The 11,603-nt window shown below is 35.8% G+C and carries 15 protein-coding genes; 14 read left to right on the top strand and 1 reads right to left on the bottom strand.

Annotated elements, in window-relative coordinates:
• Nucleotides 1-12: 12 nt before the first annotated feature.
• On the bottom strand, nucleotides 13-258 hold the full coding sequence (locus C4S61_RS15045; RefSeq protein WP_103925632.1) for a helix-turn-helix domain-containing protein: 246 nt from the start codon (nucleotides 256-258) through the stop codon (nucleotides 13-15).
• Nucleotides 259-388: 130 nt separating this feature from the next.
• Between C4S61_RS15045 and C4S61_RS15040 the strand changes: the two genes are divergently transcribed.
• The 14 genes from C4S61_RS15040 (at nucleotide 389) to C4S61_RS22510 (ending at nucleotide 11,473) form a co-directional block, all read left to right on the top strand.
• Nucleotides 389-745 (top strand): cysteine peptidase family C39 domain-containing protein, encoded by a 357-nt coding sequence (locus C4S61_RS15040; RefSeq protein ID WP_146064421.1) that lies wholly within the window; start codon nucleotides 389-391, stop codon nucleotides 743-745.
• A gap of 197 nt (nucleotides 746-942) precedes the next feature.
• Nucleotides 943-1,143: a TIGR04149 family rSAM-modified RiPP gene (locus C4S61_RS15035; RefSeq protein WP_103925630.1), complete on the top strand. Its 201-nt coding sequence runs from the start codon at nucleotides 943-945 to the stop codon at nucleotides 1,141-1,143.
• Between the two features lie 70 nt (nucleotides 1,144-1,213).
• The gene (locus tag C4S61_RS15030; RefSeq protein ID WP_103925629.1) at nucleotides 1,214-2,302 is read left to right on the top strand and encodes a 6-bladed beta-propeller; all 1,089 of its coding nucleotides are present in this window, start codon (nucleotides 1,214-1,216) and stop codon (nucleotides 2,300-2,302) included.
• A 1-nt stretch (nucleotide 2,303) separates the two neighbouring features.
• Complete coding sequence (locus C4S61_RS15025; protein WP_103925628.1) at nucleotides 2,304-2,570, top strand: cysteine peptidase family C39 domain-containing protein; 267 nt, start codon at nucleotides 2,304-2,306, stop codon at nucleotides 2,568-2,570.
• Between the two features lie 154 nt (nucleotides 2,571-2,724).
• The gene (locus C4S61_RS15020) at nucleotides 2,725-2,940 is read left to right on the top strand and encodes a hypothetical protein (RefSeq protein WP_200820595.1); all 216 of its coding nucleotides are present in this window, start codon (nucleotides 2,725-2,727) and stop codon (nucleotides 2,938-2,940) included.
• Nucleotides 2,941-3,091: 151 nt separating this feature from the next.
• Nucleotides 3,092-4,273 (top strand): hypothetical protein, encoded by a 1,182-nt coding sequence (locus tag C4S61_RS15015; RefSeq protein WP_235010021.1) that lies wholly within the window; start codon nucleotides 3,092-3,094, stop codon nucleotides 4,271-4,273.
• A 67-nt stretch (nucleotides 4,274-4,340) separates the two neighbouring features.
• Nucleotides 4,341-4,622, top strand: coding sequence for a cysteine peptidase family C39 domain-containing protein (locus C4S61_RS15010; RefSeq protein ID WP_235010019.1), 282 nt, complete (start codon nucleotides 4,341-4,343; stop codon nucleotides 4,620-4,622).
• 118 nt (nucleotides 4,623-4,740) lie between these two features.
• Nucleotides 4,741-4,983 carry an rSAM-modified peptide gene (locus C4S61_RS15005; RefSeq protein ID WP_103925626.1) on the top strand — a complete coding sequence of 81 codons (243 nt, stop codon included), beginning with the start codon at nucleotides 4,741-4,743 and terminating at the stop codon, nucleotides 4,981-4,983.
• A gap of 98 nt (nucleotides 4,984-5,081) precedes the next feature.
• Nucleotides 5,082-6,260: a hypothetical protein gene (locus tag C4S61_RS15000; RefSeq protein ID WP_103925625.1), complete on the top strand. Its 1,179-nt coding sequence runs from the start codon at nucleotides 5,082-5,084 to the stop codon at nucleotides 6,258-6,260.
• A gap of 56 nt (nucleotides 6,261-6,316) precedes the next feature.
• The gene (locus C4S61_RS14995) at nucleotides 6,317-6,610 is read left to right on the top strand and encodes a cysteine peptidase family C39 domain-containing protein (RefSeq protein WP_317046059.1); all 294 of its coding nucleotides are present in this window, start codon (nucleotides 6,317-6,319) and stop codon (nucleotides 6,608-6,610) included.
• Nucleotides 6,611-6,989: 379 nt separating this feature from the next.
• On the top strand, nucleotides 6,990-8,135 hold the full coding sequence (locus C4S61_RS14985; protein ID WP_103925623.1) for a DUF4221 family protein: 1,146 nt from the start codon (nucleotides 6,990-6,992) through the stop codon (nucleotides 8,133-8,135).
• Nucleotides 8,136-8,159: 24 nt separating this feature from the next.
• Nucleotides 8,160-8,381: a hypothetical protein gene (locus C4S61_RS14980; RefSeq protein WP_103925622.1), complete on the top strand. Its 222-nt coding sequence runs from the start codon at nucleotides 8,160-8,162 to the stop codon at nucleotides 8,379-8,381.
• Between the two features lie 13 nt (nucleotides 8,382-8,394).
• A complete protein-coding gene (locus tag C4S61_RS14975; protein WP_103925621.1) occupies nucleotides 8,395-11,163 on the top strand; it encodes a carboxypeptidase-like regulatory domain-containing protein in 2,769 nt (922 codons plus the stop codon).
• Complete coding sequence (locus C4S61_RS22510; protein WP_317046060.1) at nucleotides 11,156-11,473, top strand: cysteine peptidase family C39 domain-containing protein; 318 nt, start codon at nucleotides 11,156-11,158, stop codon at nucleotides 11,471-11,473. Before C4S61_RS14975 ends, C4S61_RS22510 begins: the two co-directional genes overlap by 8 nt.
• Nucleotides 11,474-11,603: the final 130 nt, after the last annotated feature.

The raw sequence follows: 11,603 nt of genomic DNA, 5'->3' as shown, positions 1-11,603 counted from the left end.
CTTTCAGCCTCTCTAATTCTTTTTCCACTTCAGTTGGATTGCGGGGGGGGATAAATGTATCCCATTTTTGGATAATAATTTTAACATATCCAAGTCGTAAAGTTCTCCTAACTTAGCTAATTGCATAACAGTTGGTTGGGTTTTTCCACTCTCCATATTGGACAAGGTCTTTTGCGAAACGCCCAAAAACTCCGCTACTTCCTGTTGACTCATCCGTTTGGATTCTCTCGCTCTCTTGAGATGATGGCCTAGTTCCATGGGTTAAAAGGTTAATTGGCTTAGTAAAAATTTACTCAATTTTAGTAAATACGGTATAGTCTTTTCAGATCGTATTGTTCAAATTTATTCAATCATTTTGAACGACAAAATTTTAGTCAATTTTTATTTCATGGCAATGGATAACTGTTTGATAGTTTGTAAAAGCTCATTAAGGTCCTTGGGAGTCCCTTTTACACCGCGTTTTCTGGTGGAAAAATTGAGCACACACCCGGAACCGGAGACTCTTTTGGCTATCTCAGATACCTTGACTGAGTACAAAATCGAAAATCTTGCCCTCCAAGTCGGGGAAGATAAATTGGATCAGCTTCCCTTGCCCTGTGTGGTTCAGATCGGCCAAAATCCATACCCCTATTTCACTTGCTTGTCTCAAGTTTCCGAGGATTGGGTCGAGTTTTTGGACGAAAAGGGGAAGCTAATTAAGCAAAGCAGGAATCTAAAATCAAATCCATGCTGGACTGGGCAGTAAAGGAGCAGATTATCCATACACCCACGATTTTCATCAATGGGTGTGAATTGCCTCCTGCTTATGCGGTGGACGACTTGTACTATGTTTTACAATAAGAAAACTGATAAGTCAGAAAAGAAATTCAATCGCGATGAATAGTCAGAGTCCTTGGCTGACTCAAATGTCCAAAGAAACAACAACAATAAACAATTGCAAAAATGAAAAAGTTAAGTTTAGTAAAAATGGAAATTTTACCAGAGGAGCAACTTGACCGGAGCCAAATGGCATCGGTTTTTGGAGGGACATTTTATCAATGTTCATGTAATAATGGTCCAACATTTACAGTTATGACTGATGGCGACCCAGAAGAAGATGCGGGTTGTGCCGAAGGTGAAACTGCAGCTTGTATTGCGGCCTAATCAATCTTATAACCGGATTAATTATTAATGGGTCACCTGTTTTAGGGTGGCCCATTTTGAAACATTATATATGCCTTCGATTAATTTCTTACACCTAGGAGAAAAGCGTATTTCTATATCAATAATTATTATATTGTTGATATTTCATAGCTGTACAAATTCAGAACCTTCTGAAATCTTAACCATTAAAGTTTCCAAAGCGTCAGAAAAGGTTTTATTGGAAGATTATATTAAATCTATTAAATATGTTCCCTTAGAAACCAAAATAGGGTCGTATATATCCTCTATTTTAGAACTTAAAGTATTTAATAGACACATTTTAATTAGAGATGTTAGTGGAAGGGTTCTAATTTTTGACTCTGAAGGGAAATTTATTAGAAAGTTAGGAAAAATTGGAGATGGGCCAGGAGAATATACCAGAGCGTATTCGATTGAAATTGATGAAGAAGCAGGGCTGATCTATTTAGGTTCAGTCAACAAACTTCAAATTTATTCCAAAGATTTCGAGTTTATTAAAGAAAAAAATCTGCCTTTTTTCGTCAATTTTTTGAGTGTATTGAACGGAGAACTATTAGTAATTACAAAAAAAGATGGGGCAAAAATGAATTCATGGGCTTCTAAAGAAACTTTTTTATATAAAATGAATAAATCTTTGGAATTGATAGATAGCACATTGTTTCGAACTGAGCAGATAATTGACAGAAAAACCGTAGGTTTTACAACCAAGCTTTATATTTCGCAAAATCAAACAGGAGCATATTTATATACTCCTGTTCTTATTAATGAGAAATTTTTGAGAGATACTCTTTATCAAATCGTAGATAATTCTATTTTACCAGCATTAAGATTAGAATTTGAAGGACCAACATTCTCAAGTGATGATTTTAAAAATATTAACATATACAATATTTTTACCTCATCATCCTATTTATTTTGTGAATATGACAGAGAAAACAAGAGAATGTTGTTTATGTATGACCTGATAAACAAAACAGGAATTAACATTATTGAAGGCCTAATAGATAAAAACGGAGATCCTAAAATGTTAAAACCAATAGATTTATCAAAAAATCTTTTTTATTTTTATTCAGAAACACAATTCAGCAATAGTGCTGAGGAAGAATTGAATCCTACATTAGTAATTGTAGAGTTAAATTAAAATGAGAAAATTTTTTCCATTTTACAAACAACCCGATTCCAAAGACTGTGGTCCAACCTGCTTAAGAATTGTAGCAAAGTACTATGGGAAGCTGATCTCCCTTAAGGAAATCCGGGAAATGTCGGAGACGACTCGGGAAGGAAGCAGCCTATTAAAGCTCAGTGACGCCGCTGAGGCCATGGGATTTAAGACCATCGGTGCCAAGTTACATTTTGAAAATCTTATAAAGTTCACCTCAGCCCACAGGGAAATGATCAATCTAAGGTAAATCAGGAATACCTAATTCAGTAACTATTTATTAAAACTTAGTAAAAATGGTATAGGTATTCGCTTGATTACCAAATAATTTAGGGCCTAATGATCGGAAGTGCCGATCAAGATCATTAAAAAAAATACGTATCATGAAAAAGTTAAGTCTAGAAATGCTCAGACTCAGCACCAATGAAATTTTGGAAAGAAGTCAGATGAAGAAGATTACCGGGGGGTATGGTAGTAGTACATGCGGATATAAAGACACGCAAGGTAGAGTGTGGTGCGGAATGTCATATTCTGAAGCAAACGAGGCATACAATAATGGTGGTGGTAACTGGTGCTGCGATAGCTGTGCCTCAAACGGAGGTTCTGCAAGTTATTGCTAATAGACGTAGGGATGGGGCTATTTTCTCATCCCTATTACTTTTGTAAAACCGATTAGAAGTCGCCCACAAAACTTGTGACGGAAACCATCGGTACATACTAACTTTATTTTTATTAAAAAATACTAATCCCCCTAATATTAATTTTAGAATCATGAAATCTAGATATGTAGTGTTTTTAATATTAATTCTTTCTGTTGGTTGTACACAAGAAAGAAAAACTATATTAGATAATAATAAGGTAAAATTACCTAAAATTATAAACCTAGAAAAGCTGGACAGTATCTCAATTGAATATATTGGAAATCCAACAGTCCATGATATTGATCCTATTACAGGAACAGTGCTTTTTATTGAGCATAAGGAGTTTTCTGAGGAGATTTTTATTGCTGATTTCGAAGGAAAAATACACTCCTCCTTTTCTAAAATGGGCGACGTTCCTGATGGATATGGAAGGTTAATGTCGACTTTACGAATAAATGGTAAAAATTCTTTTATCGTTTATGGATACAAAGGTTTTATAACCTACGACTTTGAAGGGAAAGCACTTTCTCGGGTTAAGCCGATTGATTTCCAAGTTCCAAATTATGCCCCTATAACGATGGGGTACGGATTGGAAAAAATAGAAGAAAAATATCTTTATCATGATCAGAGTTCTCCTGTGAATAACGATTATTCAGACTTAAATATATATTGGGAAATGCACTTGTTGAATTTGTTGAATCCTTCGACAGGGGAGAAAGAGCGTATAATCAAATTTCCAGAAAGTAGTATTTTTAGAAATGGTAAATATTTTTTCAGAAATGCTTGGGATCCTGTATTTCATTTGGCTGATAAAAAAATTTATGTAGCTTTTGGACTGGAACCTACTATCTATGCTTTTAATGCTAACCATCCATATGATTTAATATTTGCTCTTCCCATAAATCTAAAGGGTTACAACTATTTCAAGGGTTCTGATGGTTATTCTTCCGGTTTTTCCTTTTTCGGACTGCGATTTACTTCAGGGATGATTTTAAATATTAAAAAATATAAGGACTACTTCGTAGTAGCTTATTTTCCAGGATACAACGAATTTGATACTCAAACCAATTTTGAAAACAAATCTCTAGAGGAATCAAAGTTATTTCTCGAAAGGATGCAAAAAAAGTACCCCTCTCGTATTGCAATAGTTGATTCAACAGGAAATGTGATTAATGATTTTGTTCCTCATGGATTGGAGCCTAGCAGCATGCTTTTGCGAGATGGGCAACTCTGGATGATGGAGAAATCTGATGAGGAAGTTGAACGGGAATATTTCAGGTTATTTAGAGTAGGGCTAAAATTAGAAAACTAATAACTGATCCAAATCAAATAACTAATTCTAATTTCGCCTAGGTTTTAAACTTCATTAATAAGATAATTTGAAAGCTACTTTCCCCCAATACAAACAACCCGACTCCAAAGATTGTGGACCAACCTGCCTGCGGATAATTGCGAAACACTATGGCAAACTGATCTCACTGAAAGAAATCAGGGAAATATCCGAAACGACTCGGGATGGAAGCAGCTTATTAAAGCTCAGTGATGCGGCTGAGGCTATGGAGTTTAAGACCATCGGTGCCAAGTTACATTTTGAAAATCTTATAAAGTTCACCTCAGCCCACAGCGAAATGATCAATCTAAGGGGAATCAGGAATACCTAATTCAGTAACTCTTTACTAAAACTTAGTAAAAATGGTATAGGTATTCGCTTGATTACCAAATAATTTAGGGCCTAATGATCGGAAGTGCCGATCAAGATCATTAAAAAAAATACGTATCATGAAAAAGTTAAGTCTAGAAATGCTTCGACTCAGCACCAATGAAATTTTGGAAAGAAGTCAGATGAAGAAGATTACCGGGGGGTATGGGAGTTCTGGAACATGTGGATTCATTACGGCTTCAGGGTCGTCCTTTTGTGGAGTCTCTAGAGATGTAGCAGAAAAAAATGCGGCAGGGGGAGGCTGGTGGTGTTGTAGTCAATGTGCCACCACTTCGTATTGTGGTCCTGGAAGTGGGTGGTAATCTTAAAAAATTAATTAGAGAGCTCAAGTTAATTGAGCTTTCTTTAACATCATCAACTTTTAATATATGCCATTAAAAGTGTAAATGAATATCAATAAATGAGAAATATTTTAATTATATTGAGTGTTTTTATTTTATATTCTTGCAGTTCTGACAAAGAAAAAATAAGTGCAATTTTTGAATCTAATGAGTTAAAGATCTTTCGACTCGAAAAAATAGATAGTGTCCAAATTAATTTCATTGGAACCCCAAGAATTCACGATATTAATCCTCAATCAAAGTCGATTTTGTTTCTCGATGATGGCCCTCATCATCAAACAATAAACATAGCTAACTTTGACGGGGAAATAATTAATTCATTTACCAAATTCGGTGATGTACCTGATTCTTATGGTATTTTGTTGAGTTGTATTAGGTTAATTAATGATAAAAGTTTTTTAGTATATGGATCAAATGGCTTTTTAAAGTTTGATTTTTCTGGAAACTTACTTTCAAAGGTTAAGTTAAAAAGTTTTGAAGTCCCAGATAGAGCAGTTAATAAAATGGGGTTTGGTATGGAAAAACTATATGAAGAATATTTATTTTTTAATCAAGAATTCCCTCCAAATAGAGACTATTCAACTAAATCATTTCTCTATTCATTAAATCTCATGAAGCTATTGAATCCTGAAACTGGTGAAATAAGACCTTTCCTAAATTTTCCAGATGAAAGTATCTTTAGGAATGGTAAACACTTTTTTAGGAGTGCATGGGATCCTGTGTTTTATATTGATGAAGAATTAGTTTATATCGTTTTTGGACTTGAACCTACTATTTATGTTTATAATCCAATCACATGGGCATTGGAATCAAATATTCCTGTAGATTTTAAAGAGTTTAGAAATTTTAAAGGAGCAGAATCATTTTCTTTCGAAATTGAAGCTTTTATGGATAGATTTAGATCTGCTTTTATAAATAACATAAAAAAGATTAATGGTGTGTTTATAATAGCGTATTTTCCTGGTTATGACGCCGAAGATTTAGAAGAAAGTAGAATGAATAAAAGCAAAAAAGAGAATATGTTGTTTTATGAAAAGGTAAACAAAAAATATAAAGAAAGAATTGCAATAGTTGACTCTTTAGGAACAGTGTTGAATGATTTTGTGCCAGAGGGACTTGAACCAAGTAGTATGCTACTTCGCAATGGGCAACTCTGGATGATGGAGAGGGCTGATGAGGAAGTGGAACGAGATTATTTTAGGCTGTTTAGGGTAGGGTTAAAAATTGAAAATAAGTAGTCGAATCTTACCAGATCATTTTATTTCTTTTAACTAATTATATTATCCATCTTGATTTGCATGCTGATTTGAAATCCTCTTTCCCCCATTACAAACAACCCGATTCCAAAGACTGTGGCCCAACTTGTCTTAGGATAATTGCGAAGTACTCTGGAAAACTGATCTCCCTCAAGGAAATCCGAGAAATATCAGAAACTACTCGAGAAGTTAGCAGCTTGCTAAAGCTCAGTGATGCCGCGGAGGCTATGGGATTTAGGACCATCGGTGCGAAGTTACATTTTGAAAATCTTATAAAGTTCACCTCAGCCTACAGCGAAATGATCAATCTAAGGGGAATCAGGAATACCTAATTCAGTAACTATTTACTAAAACTTAGTAAATATGGTATAGGTATCGGCTTTATAACCAAATAATTTAGGGTCTATTGATCGGAGGTCCCGATCAAGATTCTTGAATATAAAAAATATTTATCATGAAAAAGTTAAGTTTAGAAATGCTCAGACTCTCTTCAGAAGAAGTACTCGGGCGAAGTCAGATGAAAAAGATAACTGGTGGTTACGGTGGAAGTGGTAGTTGTTCTGTCAACAATTGTTCGCCAACAGTCCAATGCTGCCCTGGGGACAAATGCAACTCAGCTGGTGATGGGCTTTGCGTAAAGGCTTAAATTACTAATAAATTCAATTTGGATGGGGCTGAGATTCAATTCGGCTCCATTCTTAACTAGTTTCTATGAAATATATAACAACCTTTCTAATTATGTATGTTTTCCTTTCTTGCCAAAGAAAATATACTGAGATTGAAAACAATGAAGCATTATATGCCATTGACACCGTTAAAATTGATTCAAAAGGACATTTGTTAGATTTGAATAGATTTATTTTAATTTCCGACTTGGATGATGAAGAAAAGTCACTTTTCTTATATAATGCGTTTGATCATTCAATTGATGAAATAAACCTTGATCGTTTAGATTTTGCAAATAAATATTTTTTTGAAAAAGAGGGGCCTAATGGGACAGGAGAGAGTTTTTATAGTTTAAATCATTTGAAGGGGGGATTTTTTTTTATAAAATCTTACAATAAATCTGCAATATTCGATAAAAATGGAGTTCTTGTAAAGAGAGTTGATTGGGTAAATTCCATTGACTCAATCGGATCAATTTATGGACAACAGCCTGAGAACGAGATCCTAATAAGTTCAAGCGATTTAAAGGTATTTGGATTGGACTTTGATGACAAAAATCGAAAAATTCATTTTGACATTTTGTCAATAGTTGACAATTCCATAAAGCGGTTAGATCTAGATTCTGAAAAGTCTTACGGTTGTTTCGTTTTGGAAGGCGAAGATTCGCAAGGTCACTTCTTTGTAAAGCCGCATGTTTACTTAAGTTCTGAGAATAATTTAGCAATAATAAGTCATGATTTTTCAAATGAGTTAATTCTATATGATTCTGTTGGAGAATTTGTTAAGAAAATAAACTATGAGTCTAGATTTACACCTTCTAGTGCAAAAAGCATAAATGGAAAAACTATTACATCCAGAGAGCATGCAGGAAAGGAATTTCAATATTTTTTAGAACAAGTAAGATTTTACCCTCCTGTATGGGATAATGTAAAAAAACGCTATTTGCGTTTGTCTAAAATTACTGTTTTCTCAGATGATCGAATAAATGGCTCGTTTCTCCCGGAAGTATTAAAAACCAGCGTATTCTTATCTGTTTTTGATTCCGATTTTACCTTGATCTATGAGTTGGCGATCCCTGGCCTGAATTACAATTTTGGAAAATACTTTTCCAAAGATGGGAAATTTTGGATTTACCAAAATTTTTCAGATGATCTTGGATTTGTAATTATTGAGATCAAGGACCTTAATTAATTTTATTTTATGTACTATTAGTTAATGTTTAGTTGTAACATACTACTCGTTACTTCTCCAAATTATACCTGTGATTCCTATTTATTTGACTATGATCCGGACTTAACCTTGACGCGGGAGACTCACCAATTGGAAGGAATCAAAATCAAACCCAAGAAAATGTTCCTCAGAGAGTCGACTTTTTACCTGGCAGTTTCTTTTGACGACGAACCGGGTTTTCTGATGTTCAAGAATCCTTTTCTCTAACCTGGCCCACCCTATGAGATCTCTATGTTTTATCTTTTTCTTTTTTACTTTTGGAAGCATAGCTGCGCAGACAGTCAGCGGAGTGGTGCGGGAAAAAGGCTCTGGCCTTCCGCTTCCTTTTGCCAATGTCTTTGTCAACAATACCACAAAGGGGATCGCCACAGACGAGGAGGGCAGATTTACTCTATCGGGAAATTTCCCATTAGAGATCGAATTGGTGGCTTCTTTCATGGGCTTTGTGACTCAAGTAAAAACAATATCCTTTGTTGGGAATAAAGAAGTTGAGGTGTTTTTTGAGCTGGCTTTTAATGAGTCCAATCTTTCTGAAGTCGAACTGAAAGCTAAGCGGGACAAGTCTTGGGAGCGAAATTTTCGAAAATTTGAAAATGTTTTTTTGGCATTGCCTGATGACCCTTATAAATCTCAGATAGAAATTTTAAACCCTTGGGTAATAGAATATGAAAAAATAAATCCTGAAAAGGGGGCGAATTACATCAGAGCGTATGCCAAGGACCCACTCTTGATAAAAAACGAAGCACTCGGATATAAGATTGAATATCATTTGCAAGATTTCAGAATGTTACGAACTGGATCTAGATTTTCAGGTCAGGTATTCTTTAGGTCACTTAATTCATCTGATTCTCAAGAACAATTTAAGTGGGAACAGGCTCGGCAATCAAGCTACATTAGTTCGCTTAGGCATCTAAACCAATCTATTTTATTGAACGTTTCAGATTCGGTTTATTTTCAAATGTTTAGAGTGGTATCTGGGCAATTAGATCGTAGAAGGACTGATGTATTTAACTTAGAATTAAACGAGACGATTATCCCCTTGGAAAACAGTTCTATCTTGAGAAGACCACTAGGAGACAATACTTTTAGAATTTTTCTTCCTGACAAAATTGAAATTCATCACTTGGGAAAAAAATGGGGGAATGATTACTATAAAGATATCTTCACCCCAATTAGCTGGATAGAAGCTCCTGATGGTTATTACGATATTGATCGAAATGGAGTACTCATCGACCCAACTAAGTTAATATTGTCAGGTTATTTGGCACGAGAGCGCGTAGCAAGGGCACTTCCACTTGACTTTGAAGTCAAATCTACCTTGGCATTGAGTAATGAAAAATCACAAGTTTCAAATTCAAAGGCTGGATTTCAATTCAATAAACTTCGGGAAAAAGTCTGGCTGACCACAAGTAAGCCCTATTTCTATCCCGGCGAGACAGCCTGGATTGGAGGGAGAGTACTTTACCAAGATCCATTTCTGGCGGATTCCCTGAGTCGGGTACTCTATGTGGATATCCTCAAACCGAATAATGAGATCGTGCAGTCTGCTACTTTTCCGATTTTGCAAGGTAAAATCTCAGGTGCCCTGGTGTTGCCTCAGGATTTAAGTCCGGGAGACTATGGGCTGAGAGCTTACACCCATTGGAGCCGTAATTTTCCCGAAAGTGATCAATTTATAGCCCCATTTATTGTGATGGAGGCTGGCTTTATCCCTGAAGTGACAGAAGCAGCGAAAGAATCCTTTCCAAGGAACATAAAGGTTAAATCAGATTATGAGCTCAGTGATTCGCTGAACTATCGAATGATGAATTTGCAGTTGACCTTTATGGATGAATTTGATAACCCTATTGCCGCAGAATTTGTGCTCTCGATCTCAGATGCGGATCAGGTGACGGAATTGACTGAAGGGAGTAGCTTGGAGCAAGCGATGGACTGGTTGGACGAAGACCTGCCAGAAAGTTTTGAGAGTGGTCTGAACTATCCTGTAGAGTATGGAATCTCCATTAGAGGTAAGTATGTGCCGGATAATCGTCGGCAACCCTTGATCACCCCAATTACAATAGTCCAAGGAGACTTGGAAGATTTTGGTCAGGTTCTTCCAGATTCGGCAGGAAACTTTTGGGCCACCGGATTAAACTTTCAGGACACTGCCCAGATTGCAATCGCGGCTGTGAATGAGAAACTTCGTCCCATTGGATCAGTGGAGCTAAATCCCATAGACAAGCCGAATTTTAATTTGACTTTCCCAAAGCCTGCTTACCGAAAAGTTACAATTCGATCCGAAGAATATTTTTTAGATACCTCAGGGGATTACATTCTTTTGGAAGAGTTTGTCAAAGAGGAAACTCGAGAGAGAGAAACCATGGCCGAGCGAAATTATGGATATGGAGCACCAACCCAAGAAGTTGGTCCAAAAGAATTGGAAAAACTATCAATGGAAGAAATTTTAGGATTACTTCGATTAAATAGAAACACAGCAAAATTTGGAAACTATAATTTTGGTGAAACCGTTGGTGCTCCCCTTTTAATTTTCGACGGATCACCTAGGCCATATATGCAAAGTGGAGAATTATTGGATTTTCTACTTAATTCAATAGAGCCGTCTCAACTCTTATCCATCAAGGTTTATTCAGACAATATCAGTAAAGCTGTTTTTGGAATGGCTGGATATGCAGGGGTAATTATGATTGAAACAAAAAAGGGTTTTAGAGTAAACCCTGAAATCGAAACAAAATTCAATTCCGAAGGCTTTCAGTTTTTTCCTGTTTTAGGTTTTACAGCTTTTCCTGAGTTTCCGAAAGCACCATCTTCAGATCGATATCTAGCCAAAAAACCAACTATTTATTGGGATCCGCTTGCGGAAACCACTGATGGAGTATTTGAGGTAAAAATCAAGGTTCCGTATGGCATTAATCGCTTTCGAATCAAAGTAGAGGGCAGAAGTTTGGATGGAGAGGTGATATTTGAAATGATTGAAATAAATAAATAGGTGTTTTTTAGGTCAAAAAAATATATTTTTTAAGTTTTACTTTTCTCAATTTGTAGATAAATCAAATTTTGATAAAAACTTTTCCCATTACACCCAACCCGATTCCAAAGACTGCGGCCGCACTTGTTTATGGTTAATCTCTAAGGACTATGGAAAGCTGATCTCCCTGAAGGAAATCCGGGATATATCGGAAAGGACCTGGGAAGGACGCAGCCTATTGAAGCTCAGTGATGCAGCAGAGGCGATGGGATTTAAGACCATCTGTGCCAAGTTAAGCTTTGAAAATTTTATAAAGAGTACCTCAGCCTAAAGCGAAGTGATCAATATTAGGGAAACTATGAATACCTAATTCAGTAACTATTTATTAAAACTTAGTAAAAATGGTATAGGTATTCGCTTGATTACCAAATAATTTAGGGCCTAATGATCGGAAGTGCCGA

The sequence above is a fragment of the Algoriphagus boritolerans DSM 17298 = JCM 18970 genome, assembly GCF_900108085.1.
In the GTDB taxonomy this organism is placed as follows: Bacteria; Bacteroidota; Bacteroidia; order Cytophagales; family Cyclobacteriaceae; genus Algoriphagus; species Algoriphagus boritolerans.
The sequence above is the reverse complement of the archived record's forward strand: the minus strand, read 5'-3'. Positions and strand labels throughout refer to the sequence as shown.